Annotated in this window: 16 protein-coding genes and 1 pseudogene; 9 read left to right on the forward strand and 8 right to left on the reverse strand. The window is 70.3% G+C overall.

All coding sequences use genetic code 11. The features are described 5' to 3' along the window. The first annotated feature begins 226 nt into the window (after positions 1 to 226). Positions 227 to 952, forward strand: a complete 726-nt coding sequence (xynA, locus tag Sco07f_RS33210) for an endo-1,4-beta-xylanase XynA (RefSeq protein ID WP_087792604.1) — start codon at positions 227 to 229, stop codon at positions 950 to 952. 230 nt (positions 953 to 1,182) lie between these two features. Here the strand turns inward: xynA and Sco07f_RS33215 are convergent, their stop codons facing one another. Continuing rightward, entirely contained in the window at positions 1,183 to 2,043 is an 861-nt protein-coding gene (locus Sco07f_RS33215) for an enoyl-CoA hydratase/isomerase family protein (protein WP_108990038.1), read from the reverse strand. A gap of 152 nt (positions 2,044 to 2,195) precedes the next feature. Between Sco07f_RS33215 and Sco07f_RS33220 the strand changes: the two genes are divergently transcribed. Beyond that, positions 2,196 to 2,795 carry a TetR family transcriptional regulator gene (locus tag Sco07f_RS33220; RefSeq protein ID WP_108990039.1) on the forward strand — a complete coding sequence of 200 codons (600 nt, stop codon included), beginning with the start codon at positions 2,196 to 2,198 and terminating at the stop codon, positions 2,793 to 2,795. 72 nt (positions 2,796 to 2,867) lie between these two features. Here the strand turns inward: Sco07f_RS33220 and Sco07f_RS33225 are convergent, their stop codons facing one another. Beyond that, complete coding sequence (locus Sco07f_RS33225) at positions 2,868 to 4,136, reverse strand: MFS transporter (RefSeq protein WP_218030755.1); 1,269 nt, start codon at positions 4,134 to 4,136, stop codon at positions 2,868 to 2,870. Here Sco07f_RS33225 and Sco07f_RS33230 point away from each other — a divergent pair. Further along, positions 4,135 to 4,590, forward strand: a complete 456-nt coding sequence (locus tag Sco07f_RS33230; RefSeq protein WP_007388528.1) for a winged helix-turn-helix transcriptional regulator — start codon at positions 4,135 to 4,137, stop codon at positions 4,588 to 4,590. The two genes, Sco07f_RS33225 and Sco07f_RS33230, sit on opposite strands and share 2 nt — an antisense overlap. Positions 4,591 to 4,697: 107 nt before the next feature. Here the strand turns inward: Sco07f_RS33230 and Sco07f_RS33235 are convergent, their stop codons facing one another. The 3 genes from Sco07f_RS33235 to Sco07f_RS33245 form a co-directional block, all read right to left on the reverse strand. Then, positions 4,698 to 5,426 (reverse strand): response regulator transcription factor, encoded by a 729-nt coding sequence (locus Sco07f_RS33235; RefSeq protein WP_108990041.1) that lies wholly within the window; start codon positions 5,424 to 5,426, stop codon positions 4,698 to 4,700. After that, positions 5,423 to 6,670 (reverse strand): sensor histidine kinase, encoded by a 1,248-nt coding sequence (locus Sco07f_RS33240; RefSeq protein WP_054099988.1) that lies wholly within the window; start codon positions 6,668 to 6,670, stop codon positions 5,423 to 5,425. Before Sco07f_RS33240 ends, Sco07f_RS33235 begins: the two co-directional genes overlap by 4 nt. A 96-nt stretch (positions 6,671 to 6,766) precedes the next feature. Beyond that, positions 6,767 to 8,980: an MMPL family transporter gene (locus Sco07f_RS33245; RefSeq protein ID WP_108990042.1), complete on the reverse strand. Its 2,214-nt coding sequence runs from the start codon at positions 8,978 to 8,980 to the stop codon at positions 6,767 to 6,769. Positions 8,981 to 9,223: 243 nt separating this feature from the next. Between Sco07f_RS33245 and Sco07f_RS41370 the strand changes: the two are divergent. From Sco07f_RS41370 to Sco07f_RS40885, 3 genes and pseudogenes are all read left to right on the forward strand, one after another. After that, a pseudogene (locus tag Sco07f_RS41370) lies at positions 9,224 to 9,782 on the forward strand (transposase). Between the two features lie 10 nt (positions 9,783 to 9,792). Further along, positions 9,793 to 10,122 (forward strand): hypothetical protein, encoded by a 330-nt coding sequence (locus Sco07f_RS33255; RefSeq protein ID WP_159107009.1) that lies wholly within the window; start codon positions 9,793 to 9,795, stop codon positions 10,120 to 10,122. A gap of 168 nt (positions 10,123 to 10,290) precedes the next feature. Then, positions 10,291 to 10,950, forward strand: a complete 660-nt coding sequence (locus Sco07f_RS40885) for a DUF6461 domain-containing protein (protein ID WP_244942188.1) — start codon at positions 10,291 to 10,293, stop codon at positions 10,948 to 10,950. 109 nt (positions 10,951 to 11,059) lie between these two features. On the opposite strand, the gene Sco07f_RS33265 is transcribed toward Sco07f_RS40885, so the two are convergent. Together Sco07f_RS33265 and Sco07f_RS33270 are read right to left on the reverse strand one after the other, a co-directional pair. Then, the gene (locus Sco07f_RS33265) at positions 11,060 to 11,989 is read right to left on the reverse strand and encodes an alpha/beta fold hydrolase (protein ID WP_108990044.1); all 930 of its coding nucleotides are present in this window, start codon (positions 11,987 to 11,989) and stop codon (positions 11,060 to 11,062) included. A gap of 298 nt (positions 11,990 to 12,287) precedes the next feature. Beyond that, positions 12,288 to 13,013, reverse strand: a complete 726-nt coding sequence (locus Sco07f_RS33270) for an SDR family NAD(P)-dependent oxidoreductase (protein ID WP_108990045.1) — start codon at positions 13,011 to 13,013, stop codon at positions 12,288 to 12,290. A 141-nt stretch (positions 13,014 to 13,154) separates the two neighbouring features. Between Sco07f_RS33270 and Sco07f_RS33275 the strand changes: the two genes are divergently transcribed. After that, positions 13,155 to 14,096, forward strand: coding sequence for a helix-turn-helix domain-containing protein (locus tag Sco07f_RS33275; RefSeq protein WP_054099981.1), 942 nt, complete (start codon positions 13,155 to 13,157; stop codon positions 14,094 to 14,096). A gap of 144 nt (positions 14,097 to 14,240) precedes the next feature. Further along, positions 14,241 to 14,618: a DUF6009 family protein gene (locus tag Sco07f_RS40890; protein WP_244942189.1), complete on the forward strand. Its 378-nt coding sequence runs from the start codon at positions 14,241 to 14,243 to the stop codon at positions 14,616 to 14,618. A 157-nt stretch (positions 14,619 to 14,775) separates the two neighbouring features. On the opposite strand, the gene Sco07f_RS33285 is transcribed toward Sco07f_RS40890, so the two are convergent. Then, on the reverse strand, positions 14,776 to 15,678 hold the full coding sequence (locus Sco07f_RS33285) for a LysR family transcriptional regulator (RefSeq protein WP_108990046.1): 903 nt from the start codon (positions 15,676 to 15,678) through the stop codon (positions 14,776 to 14,778). Between the two features lie 179 nt (positions 15,679 to 15,857). Here Sco07f_RS33285 and Sco07f_RS33290 point away from each other — a divergent pair, with 179 nt between their 5' ends. Beyond that, entirely contained in the window at positions 15,858 to 16,955 is a 1,098-nt protein-coding gene (locus Sco07f_RS33290; protein WP_108990047.1) for a YeiH family protein, read from the forward strand. Positions 16,956 to 17,186: the final 231 nt, after the last annotated feature.

The raw sequence follows: 17,186 nt of genomic DNA on the forward strand, positions 1-17,186 counted from the left end.
AAGGGGAAGTTTCCGAAAGTAGGTCGAAACTATTGACAGTGCCATGGCAACTCGCGAAAGCTGTGGCCACTGAACGACAGGGCGGCCGTCGGCCCGTTCGCGTCATGTGGCCGGGCACGGCGACCGGTTGTCACGGCGTGACGACCGGGAGGCCCCGTAGTGGTTCGTGCAAGGCAGCGGGCGGCAGAAGTCGCTCGCCCCCCACCCGCCTTCATCGGGAGAACGCATGCAGCAGGACGGCACTCAGCAGGACCGGACCAAGCAGAATCCCGCCCCCCTCAACGGAGTGAGCCGACGAGGCTTCCTCGGTGGCGCCGGCACCCTCGCGCTCGCAACCGCGTCCGGGCTGCTGCTGCCCGGCACCGCCCACGCCGCCACCACCATCACCACCAACCAGACCGGCACCGACGGCATGTACTACTCGTTCTGGACCGACGGCGGCGGCTCCGTCTCCATGACGCTCAACGGTGGCGGCAGCTACAGCACCCAGTGGACCAACTGCGGCAACTTCGTCGCCGGCAAGGGCTGGAGCACCGGCGGACGCAGGACGGTCCGCTACAACGGCTACTTCAACCCGTCGGGCAACGGCTACGGCTGCCTCTACGGCTGGACCTCGAACCCGCTGGTGGAGTACTACATCGTCGACAACTGGGGCAGCTACCGGCCCACCGGTACGTACAAGGGCACCGTCTCCAGCGACGGCGGCACCTATGACATCTACCAGACGACCCGGTACAACGCCCCCTCCGTGGAAGGCACCAAGACGTTCCAGCAGTACTGGAGCGTCCGGCAGTCGAAGGTGACCAGCGGCTCCGGCACCATCACCACCGGCAACCACTTCGACGCCTGGGCACGCGCGGGCATGAACATGGGCCAGTTCAAGTACTACATGATCATGGCCACCGAGGGCTATCAGAGCAGTGGCAGCTCGAACATCACGGTCAGCGGTTGACCTCTGTCCGGTGGACAGCGGGTTGTGGGCCCCGCCCCGTCTACGGGGCGGGGCCCACAACCGTCGTCGACTGCGGGATCGGCAGGGCTTCCGTCTGCCGGTCGGTGTCGGAACCGCCGAACTGTTCCGGCCGCCACTAGGACCTGACCACTCGACACTCGCACGTGTCGGCCATGGCCGAGGAACTCTTCCCAGAAGCCCCTGCGCACCGACGACGACAGCTCGGGTATTCAGATGCTGTTGGCGATGCTCTCGTGGTTCCGTTCCCCCTCGCGGGTCTGGATGCCGGCGGCGAGCAACTTGTGGGCGCGTTCGGTGACATCGTCGCCGAACGCGGCGTACAGGCCCTCGTTCTCCACGGCGTAAGCCGTGCGGGGGATCGGAGGAGCGATCGCGTCGACCGCGGCCTTGGTGATGGAGAGGACCTCCGGTCGCAGGCCGGCGATCCGCCGGGCCAGGGCGCTCACGAACGCGTCGAGTTCCTCGGCGGGCAGCGCACGGTTGATCAGGCCGTAGCGTTCCGCGAGTTCCGCGCCCACGAGTTCGGCGCCGAGGATGAGCTCCAGTGCCCGGGCTCGGCCCGTCAGGCGGGTCATGTTCACCGTGCCGCCGCCTCCGGGGAGTATCCCCAGCAAGGACTCCGGCTGTCCCTGCCCCGACTTGCCGATCGCCGCGAAGCGCATGTCCAGGTACATGAAGAACTCGTTGCCCGCGCCGCGCGCGAAACCCGCGAGCTTGCCGATGGTGAGCTGGGGCAGCGAGCGGACCTCCTCGCTCAGCGCCTGGAGGATGTTCAGGCCCTCGGGCAGGGGTGCGTCCGGTGCGGCCGCGATCGCGGCGCGGGTGGCTGCGGGCAGCGCGTCCGGGTCGGTGAGGTAGGCCATGTCACCGTGCGCGATGAAGAACTCCGGGTCGGCGCTTTCGAAGACGATGACGCGGACGTCGGCGTCGTCACGCACCCGCGCGACGAACGCCCGCAGGGACGGCAGCAGAACCGCGTCCATCAGATTGAGCGGCGGGTGATCGATAGTCACCGTCGCGACACCGCCCGAGACGTCGATCGTCAGGGCGGAGAGGTCGTCGTAGCTCATGGGTGGCTCCACTTCGTATGAGGGCCTGGTGCCGTGACTGTGCCGCCACCGGGTAGGAGTTGCGACTCTTAGCATCACGGCTGACACTGAGTATCAAGTTACGAATCAAGTCGCACAAAAGCAAACGGGTGTTGCCGAGTACACTTGGCGCCATGAGTGCAGCACCCGTCGGTACCCGTGAGATCGGCCGTCACGCGGTACGAGCAGAGCTGGCCCGCGTGGCGTTCAACCGGTTCTGCCTCACCGGTTTCGACCAGGTCACCTTCGCCGACCTCGCCGAGGCGGCCGGAGTGTCGCGGAGCACCTTCCTGCGCTACTTCGGCACCAAGGAGGACGTGGTCCTGTTCGTCTTCGACCCCGTCGGTGACGTCATCGCCGACGCGCTCGACGCGGACCGGGGCAACGAGGACGACTGGAGCAGGCTGCGCAACGCCCTGGAATCAGCCGCGGACTTCCTCGTACGCGATGTCCAGCACCTCGTGACGATCCTCGGCCTCGTCGACCAGACCCCGGCCCTGTGCGCACGGCTCCGCGAGAAGCAGACCGAATGGCGACCCAAGATCGTCGCCCGGCTGCGGGGGACCGCCTCCCCGGCCGACGGTTCACCGGTCATCGCCGACGTGCGCGCCGCGGCAGCACTCGAATGCCTGTGGATCGTCCTCGGGCAGTGGAGCGCGAACGGCGGCCGAGAAGACCTCGGCGAGCTGCTGGACGCCGCGTTCGCCGCCTTCTCCACCCCCGCACGCGCGTAGACGGATGCTCCGCCGTATAAGGCCGATGACGGCTCGGCGAGGGCACCCACGGCGCGGGACAGACGGAGGCAGTCACACGAGCGCGTCTCGTCGCGTGTCGGCGGCTGCGTGCCGGTTGACGGCCCAGGCAAGGAGTGCGCAGAGGGCGAAGGCGGCGCCGAGAAGGCTGGATCCGGCCCACCCCGCGGCCGAGTACACCGCGGTGGTGCTGGTTGCTCCGACGGCAGAGCCGAAGGAGTAGAAAATCATGTAGCCGCCGATGACACTGCTGGTCCGGTGTGAGTATGCGGCCGTGAGCAGGTGTTGGTTGCTGACGTGTACTGCCTGAACCGCGAAGTCGAGAACGATCACGCCGACGACGACCGGCCAGAGTGACCACGATGCTTGTCCCGTCGCCAGCCATGAGGCGGCCAGGAGGGCGAGTGCACCGCCGGTGATGGCGTTGGCGCGGCCGGCGTCGGCCCCCTGTCCGGCTCGGAAGGCGCCCAGCGCACCGGCGAGTCCCGCGATCCCGAAGAGACCGATCTGAGCCGTGTTCAGATGCCATGGTTCGGCCGCGAGTGGCAGGGCCAGGCCGCTCCACAGCGTGCCGAAGGAAGCGAACAGGAAGAACGTGATCAGTCCGCGCGAAACGAACAGGCGCTCACGGAACAGGCGCCTCAGCGAGATCAGCACCGCGACATACGTGGTCTGGCCGTCGCGCGGGTCGAACGGCAGGAGCCTCAGCACGCAGCCGGAGAGCGCGAGGAGGAGCACGGCAAGTACCACGTAGATGCTTCGCCAGCCCCAGAGGGCAGCGAGACCGCCGGCGAGCAGGCGCGCTCCGAGAATGCCGATGACGACACCGGAGGTCACGGCGCCGAGTGTGCGGCCGCGTTCCCCCGCCATGGACAGGTCGGCGGCGAAGGCGACCGTGGTCTGAACGACGACCGAGAACAGCCCGGCGAGAGCCACCCCGGCAAGCAGGAGCCATGCCTGGGCGGCGACTGCCGCCAGAGCCATGCCGACCGCGGCGAGGAGAAGGTGTCCGGCAATGAGCTTGCGCCGGTCGAACATGTCCCCCAGAGGGACGAGAAGGGCCAAGCCGATCAGGTAGCCGAGCTGCCCCGTGGTGACGATCCATCCCAGGTCGGCTTCCGACAGGCCCAGGTCACCGCCGATCTGGGCCAGTACGGGCTGTGCCACATAGATCGTCGCGACCGCGACCGCGCAGATCACGGCGAACAGCGTCCTCCGGCCAGACGTGAGACCCACCGACCCACCCCCAATGAGTAGCAAAGTGCAACCAAAATGAAGGTACGGCAGAATGGTCTCGATCAGCAACTCTTCAGGAGGAGTCATGGCTCGCACCGCGCCCGGTGCCGAAGGGATCTGGACCGACGCCTCCTGCCCCGTCGCGCGCACGCTCGACCTGGTAGGAGACCGCTGGAGCCTGCTGGTCGTTCGCGACGCGATGGACGGTGCGCGAGCGTTCACCGACTTCCAGCACCGCACCGGAATCGCGCGGAACATCCTCACCGACCGCCTGCGCCGCTTGGTCGAACGCGGAATCCTCGAGCGGCAGACCGCCCCGACGGGGCGGCGACAGCACTACGTCCTCACAGAGGCGGGCCGAGACCTCTTCACCGTCATCGTGGCTGCGCGCCAGTGGGGCGAGCGGCACGCCTTCGCACCGTCCGAAGCCCACTCGGTTCTCGTTGACGAAAGCGGTCTCCCGCTCCCCGAGCTCCGTCCTACCGACGCGCACGGCAAGCCTGTGGACGTCGATACGACCTCTGTGCTGCACGAGCGCTGACCGCAGCGGAAGCCTTCTGGCTCTCCTGGCGGGTGGCGACATTGCGGACCCGCACCACCGCCGTCAACGGGCTTCTGAACCGCAGCAGTTCCGGTGCCGACGTTCCGTCAGCCGGGAATCCCATCAGGTGTATGGGAGCCCCTGTGCCTCGGCGGGGCCCCGTTGTCCCCTCCCGCCCTCACCAGCCCCGTCTGGTACGCGATGACCACGAGCTGCGCCCGGTCGCGGGCGTTGAGTTTCGTCATCGCGCGGTGGATGTGCGTCCGTACCGTCAGCGGGCTGACCACCAGCAACTCGGCGATCTCCGCGTTGGACCCGCCCTCGGCCGCCAGCGCCATCACTTCCCGTTCCCTTCCGGTGAGGTCGGCGAGCCGTTCCGGGGGCACCAGATGGGTGCCGGGCGCCGGGGAGGTGAGGAAGCGGGTGATCAGGGTGCGGGTGGCGCCGGGGGAGAGCAGCGCCTCCCCGGAGGCCACCGTGCGGATGCCGGCCAGCAGGGCGTCCGCGGTGACGTCCTTGCCGAGGAAGCCGCTGGCCCCGGCCCGCAGCGCCTGAGCGACGTAGTCCTCGGTCTCGAAGGTGGTCAGGATCAGCACCCGGGTGCTCGCCAGTTCCGGATCGGCGCAGATCCCCGCAGTGCCGGACAGGCCGTCCGTCCCGGGCATACGGATGTCCATGAGCACGACGTCCGGGTGGTGGGTACGGGCCAACTCCAGCGCCTCCGCCCCGTCGGACGCCTCCCCGACGACCTCCAGGTCCGGGCAGGAGTCGATCAGGATGCGGAACGTGGCCCGCAGCAGGGCCTGGTCGTCCGCGAGCAGCACCTTCACGGTCATGGAGACTCTCCTTCGACGGCGGCGGACGCCTGCAGCGGCAGCGCGGTGGTGACCTCGAAGCCGCCCTCGGGGCGGGGGCCCGCGCACAGGTCGCCGCCGATGGACTGGGCGCGCTCCCGCATGCCGCGCAACCCGAAACCGCCGGACGTCCCGCTGTCGGCGGTGGCGCCGGCCGTGGCCGGGCCGTCATTGCTGACGGTGATGAGCAGCCGGGAGTCGGCGTAGGTGAAGCCGACACGGGTGGCGCGTTCGGGGGCGTGTTTGGCGACGTTGGTGAGGGCTTCCTGCACGATCCGGTACGCGGTCAGGTCCACACCCGGTGTCAGCGGGCGGCGCACGCCCTGCTGGTGGACGACGACTTCCAGACCCGCCGAGCGGTAGGAGTCGATCAGCTCGGGAAGGCGGGCGAGCCCCGGCGCCGGTTCCAGGCCCTCGCCCTCGGGCCGGTCGTCCTGGCGCAGCAGGCCCAGGGTGGCCTTGAGCTCGCGCAACGCCGCGGAGGTGGTGCCGGTGAGGTCGTCGAGGATCTTCCGGCTCTGCTCGGGGTTGCTGCGCGAGAGGTGGGCGGCGGTGCCGGCCTGGGCGTTGGCGAGGGCCAGGTGGTGGGCCACGACGTCGTGCAACTCGCGGGCGATGCGCATGCGTTCCTCGGTGACCCGCAGCCGGGCCTCCTCCTCCCGGGTGCGTTCGGCGTGCTCGGCGCGGGACTTGACCGCTTCCAGATAGTCGCCGCGCAGCCGGGTCAGGCTGCCGCCGACGAGCGGCAGGGCCATCCAGAACACCGGGCCGACCACGGTCAGGACGGGGGAGAGGTCGCGCATGCCGTCGGAGAACAGGTTCACGGTCAGCAGGGCCACCGTGGCGACGAGCGCGTACAGGCGGACGGTCCGGCGGTCGCACAGGACGGCCAGCCAGTACATCGCGGCGAGCAGCGGGGCCAGCAGCATCGGGGTGAGCAGGTAGCCGCGCGCGATCGCGGCGATGGTGACCCCGGCGACCACGACCACGACCGTGCGGGTGTGCGTGCGGTACTTCAGCAGGACGAAGCAGGACAGGCCGAGCAGGACCTCCAGCGACTTCCCCGTGTCCGGGCGGTTGTCGCCGGGGAGGCTGAGCTGCGTGCCGAAGAAGGCGCAGCCGATGAGGGCCAGCACCATCGTCACGTCCACGAAGCGGGGAAAGCGCGGGAAGCGCGACGCGTACTGTTCCACGCGCTCGGTGTAGCGCTCCAGGCTGCTGTTCATGGTGGGCTCTCTCGGTGAGGGGCTGGCATCCATGGTGGACGATGCGAAGCCGCCCGGATCGCTGGGACGACGCCGGGCGGCTCCTGCGCACCCGGGTCAGGTGCGGGCGAGGTCCTTTTCGGCCGGTTCCGCCTCGGGACCGGCCGGGCGGGTCAGGGCCTCGCCCTCCACGTCGACCCGGGGCAGGATCCGGTCCAGCCACTTCGGCAGCCACCAGGCCCGCTCGCCGAGCAGGGCGAGGACGGCCGGGACGATCGCCATCCGGACCACGAAGGCGTCGAGCAGGACGGCCGAGGCGAGGCCGAAGCCGATCATCTTGATCATGGCGTCGCTGTCCCCGATGAACCCGGAGAACACCGCGATCATGATCAGCGCGGCGGCCACGACGACCCGGGCGCTGTGCTGGAACCCGGAGGTCACGGCCTGGGCGGGCCGCTCGCCGTGGACGTACGCCTCGCGCATCCGCGAGACCAGGAAGACCTCGTAGTCCATGGCGAGGCCGAAGACGATGCCGACCAGGAAGATCGGCATCAGGCTCATGATGGGACCGGTGGTCTCCACGCCCAGCAGATCGGCGCCGTGGCCCTGCTGGAAGACCACGACCACCGCGCCGAGCGCGGCGAGCACCGAGAGCAGGAAGCCGGCGGCCGCCTTCAGCGGGACCAGGATCGAGCGGAAGACCACCAGCAGCAGGATCACGGCGAGCCCGACCACCACGAGCAGGTACGGCACCAGCGCGGACTGCACCTTCTCGGAGACGTCGATGTTCATCGCGGTAGTGCCGGTGACCTCGAAGGTCGCCCCGGCCTCGGACTCGATGCCGGGCCGGTCGCCGCGGATGGTGTTGACCAGGTCCTTGGTCTCCTGGCCGGTCGGCGCGGTGGTGGGGACGACGGAGAAGACGGCCGTGTCGCCGGATTCGTTGAACTGCGCCGGGGACACCGACACCACGCCCTCGGTGCCGCCGATCCGCCCGGAGACGGTCTCGGCCGCGGCCTTCGGGTCGTCGGCGTCCCTGGCGTCCACGACCACGGTCAACGGTCCGTTGAAGCCGGGCCCGAAGCCCTCGGCGAGCGCGTCGTAGGCCCGCCGCTGGGTGGTCTCCGTGGACATGGCCTCGTCGCCGGGCATCCCGAGCTGAAGGTCGGTCATCGGCAACGCCAGGGCGCCGAGGCCCGCGACGGCCGCGAGCAGCACGGGCAGCGGGCGGCGCAGCACGAAGCTCGCCCAGCGGGTGCCGCCGTTGACCTTGCGCGTCTCCCGCGGCGCACCGCCCGCTCGGCGGGCCTTGCGGTCCTTGCGGGTCAGGATGGCGTTGGGCCAGAAACCGAGGAGGGCCGGCACCAGGGTCAGCGCGATGAGCACGCCGATGACGACCGCGCCCGCCGCGCCCAGACCCATCTCCGTCAGCATCGGGATACCGACGACGGAGAGACCGGCGAGCGCGATGACGACGGTGAGCCCGGCGAAGACCACGGCGGAGCCCGCGGTGCCGGTGGCGAGGGCGACGGCCTCCTGGGCGGTCCGCCCCTTGGCGCGCTCCTCGCGGTAGCGGGAGACGATGAACAGGGCGTAGTCGATGCCGACGGCCAGGCCCAGCATGATCGCCACGGTGCTGGTGCTGTCGGCCAGGCCCAGCGGACCGGCCAGGGCCGTGATGGCGAACAGACTGATGCCGACGCCGATGAGCGCGGTGAGCAGCGGGAGCCCGGCGGCGGCCAGTGAACCGAAGGTGATCAGCAGGACGACGGCGGCGACGGAGACGCCGATCGCCTCGGCGGTGCCGCTGGGTCCGCCCATGTCCTCCATGGCGTCGCCGCCTGCCTCGACGGTGAGCCCGGAGTCGCGGGCGTGCTCGAGCGACTCGTCCAGATGGCTGCGGCTGGCGTCGGTGAGGCCGGCGGCGTCGACCTTGTAGGTCACGGTCGTGTACGCGGTGGAGCCGTCCTCGCTGACCGCGCCGGACTCGTACGGATCGACGGTGCTCGCGACCTGGGTGCCGTCCCCGAGTTCGGCTATCGCGGCCTCGACGGCCTCCTTGTTCTCGGAGGCGGTGACCTTCTCGCCGTTCGGCGAGACGAAGACGACGCGGGCGGTGGCGCCGTCGGCGGCGGCGCCGGGGAACCGCTCCTCCATCAGGTCGAAGGCTTCCTGCGACTCGATCCCCGGCATGGAGAAGGGTTCCTCCTCCGCCTCCGGCGCGGTCATGCCGGCAAGTCCTACGGCGGTGAGCACGGCGGCCCAGACAAGGGCGACGGTCCAGCGTCGCCTGAAGGCCAAGCGGCCTATTCGATACAGAAAAGCAGCCACGGGGAGGTCTCCACATCCGGGTCTCGAAGGTGCCTCCAGACTCCTGAAGAGGGCGGTGTCCTGTCGTCGTCCCGCTGCCGACACTGCGCGGTACTGAATCCGCAGTACTACGCCCTTCGCGGGTCCCACCCGGGGACGAGAGCGGGTCGGCCTCAGGTCGCGGGGCAGGCCGGCGGGTCGCCCGACTCGGAGGAGTCCTCCAGCCGCTGATTCACCGCCTCCCGAACTCTGCTCGTAGATGGCCTGGGTAAGGGAAACCGTCAATCGCGGCCGTGGATCGAGTCGGACGAACTGTGGTCGCCGATCAAGCCGTTGCTGCCGAACCCGGGTCGGAAGAGGACCCGGGGCAGACCGTAGGCGCCGGACCGCCAGGCCCTGTGCGCGATCCTCTTCGTCCTGCACACGCATCCAGTGGGAGCACCTTTCCCCGGGAACTCGGCTTCGGCTCGGGCATCCGGCTCGCGGTGTCGCTGACCGGCGGAGATCGTGGGCGAGGTCACCAGGCCCCGTCGACTCCCCGACGCGCTGCTGGCCGACCGCGGCTACGACCACGACAGGTACCGCCGCCTGCTTCAACAGCGAGGCCTCCGCCCCGTGGTCGCGAAGCGAGGCGAGCCACACGGCACCGTTCTGGGCATCTTCCACCGCGTCGTCGAGCGCACGATCGCCTGGCGCCACGGCTTCCGCGGCCTGCGCAGCCGCTGGGAGCGACGCGACGACATCCACGGAAGCATTCCTCGGCCTCGCCGAAGGCCTGACCACCCACCGCGCCACGTCCAACGCCCTTGTCAGGACCTCTTAGAGTGAGCGCCATGTCTGTGAACATACGCATCGAGTTGGACGTCAGCGGCCTTTCCTCTCGCGAGCAGGCCGACGAGGCGAGGCGAGCAGTGCAGGACGTCATCGACGACGACGGCCTTCAGCACGAGGTAACGGTCTCGACGTCGGAACGTGACGGGAGATTCATGGTGTTGGGGCGGACGGGAAGCTTCCCGGTCGTCATCTCGGGCGTCTCACGTTGGGAGCCGGAGTTCCGGGCGCGGGTCGAGGCGGCCGCGGAGCAGGTGACGGTGTCGGCGAAGGTACGGCTCTCCTGCACCGACGTCGACTTGGAGAGGGCCTTGGAGGAGGGCACGCTCTGAGGAGGCGCTGCCGCGAGGCAGGCCCTTCCTTCCCCCGACCGCCGGTGCCGGCCGGCAGGAGGTGAATCACGACGGCGACAGCGGGCGTTTCCGGCCCGGGACGAACCGACTCAAGCACTTTCCTCGTCCTCCGTACTGCCTCGCTCGCAGCCACAAGGGGACGTGCTCATGAAGGAATTCACCACGGAAGCCGATTACACCGACGTCTTCGGCACTGACGACGACTTCGAGGAGTCGCACTGTTTCACCTACGTGCAGGCTGTCCCCCCGGAGGCACTCCTGGAGGAGCTGAGGGCTTCGCGGGTCGCCACCGGGACGGCGGTGACTGGGCTGAGCGCGCTGCGCGAGTGGACGATCGAGCTGTACCGCCTGAAGGACCACGCCTTCGAGGAGGTCCAGCCGGTGGGAGTGGTTCCGGTCGGTGACTGGACGCTCATGGTCGAGTACAACGGCTTCATGGGCACCGAGCCGGAGGTCATGCTTCCCGTGACACAAGGGCGGACCGCGGTCTCCCACATGGCCAACGTCTCCCCCGTGGGGCTCTTCTGCTGGTACGTGGACGGGTCCGTCCGGATGTCGTACGGCGAGGACCCCTACTGCCGTGGAGGCAGCCACCCGGACGAGCTGCTCGACGTCATGCGCAGGGTGGGATTCGGGCCGATGGAAGATCCGGACGCGGACGAGGGCGAGGTGAAGAGCCTCACCCCGGCCAAGTTCGCCCTGGCGCACCACGTCACCGGGGTCCGGCTGACACGTCGGCTCCTGGAGACGGCGGAGTTCACCTGCGGGCTGGTGACGAAACCCGTCCCCTCATGGCTGCGGGCCTGAGACCCAGGCAGAGCGGCGGCCCGCTCGATCACGCGCACCCGCCCACCGGCCGGTCGGCCGTGGAGCTCAGGGGCTCGGGCCCGACCGCGCCCGCCCGCGCGGCGCCCGGTCACGGGGCCAGTGCGGCCGCCCACCGCGTGAAGATCTCGACGTACCGCGCCGGGGCGGACTGGTGCATCATGTGTGACGCGTCCGGCACCGATTCGTAGTCGACCGTCACCCCCGCCGAATCCATCAACCGCCTGGCGCGCGCGGCCTGTTCGTCGGACAGCGCCCCGAGCAGGTTCCCGGTCTCCGGGTCGATGCCGCGCATGTGGTGCGTGAGGAGCACCGGCGTTTTGACCTGGCCCAGCATGCGTTCGTGCGGGCAGCTCAGCCCGACGGTCCCCTCGTAGAAGGCCCGGGCCCATTCCGGGTCGTACTCCTTCAGGTGCTGCGGGATCCCGTCCGCCACGAAGGACCGCGCCATCGGCGACGCCGAGGCGCCGGCCGCGCGGCAGAACCCCTCCCAGTCACCCACGCTCCACTGGTCGCCGAGATACGTGCGGAACAGCTCGAACACCGGGCCCGCTCCCTGCCGGACCGAGTGACCGTGTGCGGGGACGAGTTCGGACGCGAAGAACGGCGGGTCCTCGCACAGAACGCCGCGAAGCTGACCGGGCATGGAGTACGCCGACAGCCACGCCGCGAGGACGCCGCCGGAGGAATTGCCCGCGACGACGACGGGCCGCTTCACCACCAGGGCGATGAACCGGACCAGGTCGTTGCCGAAGTTGTCGAGGCTGTACCGCTTCGGGGTCCAACTGCTGCGCCCCTGGCCCCGCAGGTCGACGGCGTAGACGTGGAAGTGCTCCGAGAGGAGGCCCATCGCCTCCTCGTACGACCACCAGGATCCCGTCTGCTCGGGGATCAGCAGTACGGCGGGCCGGTCCGGGTCACCGGCCTCGGCGTAGTTCATGGTGATCTCGCCGAGATCGACCTGCTCTTCGGGGTAGGCGTGCGGGACGTGGACGTCGCGCAGCGCGGGACTGGTCACCATTGTGGTCTCCTCGGTCTGTGCTGCCCGTTCGTACGGGCGGACGGCGCTTCCCGCGGCCCGGCGCCGGTGATCAGCCGAACTGGGGCCGCCGACGCGCACCGACGCTTCCAATGAAGCGGAACACACGTACAAGTCTTGTGCTCGGGCAGGCCGTTGTGCGGCGAAACGCTTCTGGAGCGGGCTCTCCGAAGAGCACCACGTCCCCGACAGTGTTTCGGCCGTCCACGGCACCACCACCGTGGACGGCCGGAACGGCACAGCGGCCTCCGTCTGCTTCGGCCGCGCAGCCGCCGGCGACTCACGACTCGACGAACTTGTCGGCCAGCCCCCGGTCCAGGTAGTCGTCCGGCAGATCCTGGACGACCAGCTCGGCTTCGGTGCGCCCGGTGTGCAGCCGCCAGTAGGCGTGGGCGATCGTCTGCGGCTGGGAGTCGTGGCCCCCTTGGCCGATGTAGGCGGCGATCGCCACGTGCGCGGCGTAGACGCCGGTACCCGAGAGCGCCGCGTGCAGGTTGAGGATCCAGTTGCGCATCCCGCCGGTGGCGATCTGGACGTTCGCCACGTGCGGGGCGATCACCGGCCCCGATCCCGCCCCGCTGCTGACCAGGATCGTCCCCGTGCCGCGCTCCAGCATGCCTGGCAGGACGTGCTGCACCGCCGCCACGCCCCCGAGCAGATAGAGGTCCAGCTGGGCCAGAACCGAGTCGACGGTGACCTTCGTGGCCTCGACCAGCGGCGCCCGGCGCAGATCGGCCGGGGACGGCGCGGGCGAGTACTCGAGTATGTCGATCGGTCCCAGCCGCTCCTCGGCTGCGGTGAGCGCGGCGTGCAGAGCGGGACGGTCGGTCACGTCGGCGGGGAACGCCTCGGCCCGCACGCCCGTGTCGGACAACTCGTCGGCCACTGCCTGCAGCGTCGTGCGGCTGCGGGCGATCAGCGCCACGTCGACCCCCTCGGCGGCGAACCGCCGGCCGATCGCGCGCCCCAGTTGCGGGCCTGCGCCCACGATCGCGAGCGTGCTCAATTCGCCACCTCGTTACCCTCGTATCGACATTCCGGACCACGGATGTCGGATCTTCGTCGTATGCCGGAACAACGGTAGGAAGCGTGCGGTCTCGGTACCTCGGACCGGTGCGTCAGCCCGAACGGGAGATTTGCGACAACGATGAGCGGCACTTTCTCGGCAGACGTGAGCGGCGCGAACGCCTTCAGCGTCTTCGCACACGAGTGGCGGAGCCGGATGGGCGAGCCCTTCGCGCTGGCTCCGTTCCGCCGGACGACCGTGTCCGGCTTCTCGGTGCGGTCCCGCGGGTTCCGGGTGCGGGACATGATGTTCAACCGCTTCGAGACCGCGGCCGCCCTGCGGACGGCGGGCCGACGGGTCGGGGCCGACGATCACGTACGCCTGTGGATCGTGCACCGAGGGGCCTGGCGGTTCGGCGAACAGGGAGGAGCCGAGCACACGGCACCGGCCGGCCGCCTGCTGGTACAGACGGGAAGGCTGTCCCACTTCTCCGCGGCGCCACACACCGTCGTGCAGGTACTCGTGCTGCCCGCCGCAGAGGTGCGGCCCCAACGGGGCCGGCCGGCTTCCGGTCCGGCCGGCACCGCCGAGGTGCGGCTGCTGACGGCGCACGCCGCCATGGTGGGCCGGACCTTGGACCGTCTCGGGCCGGCCGGGGTCGACGCCGCCCGCAGCACCCTGGCCGAGTTGGCCCGGGCCGCCGCGGGGGGCGGCCTGGACGACGTGGAGCCCCTGTTGTCGCCGGCCCTGGCCCAAGCCGCGCGAGACCTGGCCGACCGCCGGCTCACCGACCCCGCCCTGTCCGCCGCGGCTGTCGCCCGGGAGCTGAACGTCTCCCCGCGCACCCTCCAACGGGCCTTCGCCAGGGAAGGCCAACCGCTGAGCACCTACATCCGGCGCCGCCGCCTCGAGGAGGCATGCCGCGCGCTCGTCGCTCCGCACCGACGCATGACCGTCACGGAGATAGCCGCCCGCTGGCAGTTCGCCGACAGCGGCCACTTCGCGCGCGCCTTCCGCGGGCACTACGGCCGGACCCCGACCGACTATGCCGCGACCGCTGCTCGTGAAACGGATGCCGCATAGCCGTGCGGGACCGCTGCCGCCACCCGCCCACGGCAGGAACGCCCGGGGCAGCCGAGGCATACCACCAGCAGGGAGCCATGCACGTGGCCTGCGTACCGGCCTGATCAAGCAGCCCGACCCGACCACGGCCCCGCGCCGCGCTGGGTGCGCTTCCTCACCGACACCTTCGGCGACGACGCCGAGGGCCGGGAAGTGATCGCCTACCTGCAACTGCTGCTCGGCTACTCCATCACCGGAGACGTCGGCGGCCAGATCCTGCCGTTCCTCTTCGGCTACGGCAAGAACGGCAAGAGCGTTCTGCTGGACGTCCTGATGAAGCTCCTCGGCGACTACGCCGACGCCGCTCCGCCCGGATTCCTCATGGCCCGCCCCTACGAGGGCCTTTACACCAAGGGCGCACCGGCCGAAGCCGTCGACCCCCGTACCCTCGACGCCCGGGTCAGGGGATACAAGACCGAGCGTTCGGAGGGCGGGCCCCCGTCGATCGCGATGAGGGAGCTGGGCATAACCCTGCCGTTGTGAGGCGATCGCCTTCAACACACGGCGGGGCAGGTGCGTATCCCTCTGCGTGGGTGTCGCGTTTGCCCGCAGTGGCACGCCCCTACTCCCCCCAGGGGGCTGTGCCGCCCGGGTACGGTTCGTCCCGACCGGACGGGCCGTACCCGGTCACGCGCACCGCTCACGCCCGCCGCCGTGCCGCGACGGCGAGCAGGTCGGCGGCAGGGCCTATCAGAGACCGGCCCGAGGGCCACACGGCCCTCAGCACACGCCGCAGTTCGACCCCGTCGACGTCCACCCGGACGAGCCGGCCGTCGGTGAGATCGGTGCCCACCGCGAGTTCGCTGATCACCGCCGGCGCGGTGCCCGCGATCACGGCCCCCCGCACGGCCGCCGCCGAACCAAGTTCCAGCAGCGGGCGGGTCTCCTCCGCCCCGGCGCGGCGCAGGGCCCGCTCCAGGGCGACCCGGGTGCCCGAGCCGCGTTCGCGGACGACCAGGGGAGTGGCGGCGAGCTCGGCCGCCAGCAGGGGTCTGCGGCGCCGGGCCCACGGGTGGGCGGGTGCCACGACGACGATCAGCCGGTCGGTGGCCACCGTCTTGCAGGTCAGGTCGCGGGGCACGTGCGGCGACTCGATGAACCCGATCTCCACCGCGCCGCTGCGCAGCAGTTCCGGGACGTGCTCGCTGTTGGTGACCTGAAGGCCGACGTGCAGATGCGGGTGCTCCTGGCACAGCTCGCCGATCCAGGGCGGCACCAGGTACTCCGCGACCGTCATGCTGGCCGCCACCCGCAGGGTGCCGTTGAGCCGGCCGCGCTGGGCCTCCACGTCCGCCATGAGCGCCGCGAGTTCGTCCAGAACGCGCTGCGCCCGGCCGGCCACCGCCTGACCGTCCGTCGTCAGGGTGGAGCCGCGCCGGGTGCGTTCGATGAGCGCCAGACCCAGCCTGCGTTCCAGGGTCGCCACCCGCTTGCTCGCCGACGGCTGGGCGATGCCGAGCTCGGCGGCGGCCTTGCCCAGGCTGCCCAGTTCTCCGACGAGCACCAGCAGCCGCAGCGCTTCCACATCCGGCAGACCACTCATGCCGCAAGCGTAGGAACGGCTGACCGGCGAGTCAGCCCGTGCACTCATTCCCCTTGTTTATGACCTCCCCACCATGAGAGGGCTACCGGCCTGGTCAGAGGGCTGCCCACAGTGTCGCCATGAGTGATGACAGCGGCAGTGCGAACCCCGGCCGGAGCGGGAGGGCGACGGAACGGACCATGGGTGCACCGGTCGCGGCGGCCCCCGCAGGCCCGTGGTCGCGGCGCCTCGTGGACCGGCTGCCGGGCCTGGCCGTCGCGGTGGCCGTCGCTTCGGTGGCCACCGTGGTGGGCGGCTGGTTCCCCCTGGTCGGGGGCCCGGTCGCGGGCATCGTCATCGGCGTCGCCCTGGCGGCCGTGCGGCGTCCGGCGGAGCGGCTCAAGCCGGGCATCACCACCGCGAGCAAGTTCGTCCTTCAGCTGTCGGTCGTCCTGCTCGGGTGCCAGCTCTCGCTCACCCAGGTCGTGCGGGTCGGGGGCAGTTCGCTTCCGGTCATGCTGGGGTCCCTGGTGGCCTGTCTGGCGGCCGCGTACTTCGTCGGCCGCAGGCTGGGCATCGGACGCGACCTGCGCACCCTGATCGGCGTCGGCACCAGCATCTGCGGTGCCTCCGCCATCGCGGCGGTCACTCCGGTCATCGGCGCCGCGAGCGCCGAGGTCGCCTACGCGGTGTCGACGATCTTCCTGTTCAACATCGCCGCGGTGCTCGTCTTCCCGGTCCTGGGGCATCTGCTGGACATGAGCCAGCAGGCCTTCGGGCTCTTCGCCGGAACCGCAGTCAACGACACGTCCTCGGTCGTCGCCGCCGCCGCGACCTACGGCGACGAGGCCGGGCAGTACGCGGTCGTCGTCAAGCTCACGCGGACCCTCCTGATCATCCCGATCTGCCTGTGGCTGGCCGCGCTGACCAAGCGCCGGGCCCTCGCCGCGGGCACCGGCGGTCCGGGTGCCGGTGACCCGGGTGCCGGTGGGCCAGGTGCCGGTGGGCCGGGCGCCGGACCGCGTCTGAACGTCCTGAAGCTGGTCCCCTGGTTCCTCGTCGGGTTCCTGCTGACCGCGCTGGTCAACACCCTCGGACTCATCCCGGACCGGGCCCACCCCGGCCTGACCACCCTGTGCGTCTTCATGATCACGGTGGCGCTCTCGGCGATCGGCCTGACGACCGACCTGCGGGGACTGCGCCGGGCCGGTCCCAGACCCCTGCTGCTGGGAGCCTGTCTGTGGGTCGTGGTCTCGGTCACCAGTCTTGCCCTCCAGTACCTGACCTCCTCCTTGTGATGCGCCGGTCCCTCAAACCGTGTGTACCGAGGGACGGTTCCCACCGTTGAGGCGATGACGGTCCGGGCGGTACTGCACCGCTGCCCGGGCCGTCATCGCCGCGAGAGGGAGACCGGACAAGTGCATATCGCGTTGACGGCCGTGACCGTGCTGTACGGAGGGGTGTTCGTGGTCAGCGGCACGGGGCAGCTCGCCGGCGGCGTGCCAGGGCATCGGTGCTCTCGAACTGCT

The sequence above is a fragment of the Streptomyces coelicoflavus genome (assembly GCF_003112555.1).
In the GTDB taxonomy this organism is placed as follows: Bacteria; Actinomycetota; Actinomycetes; order Streptomycetales; family Streptomycetaceae; genus Streptomyces; species Streptomyces coelicoflavus.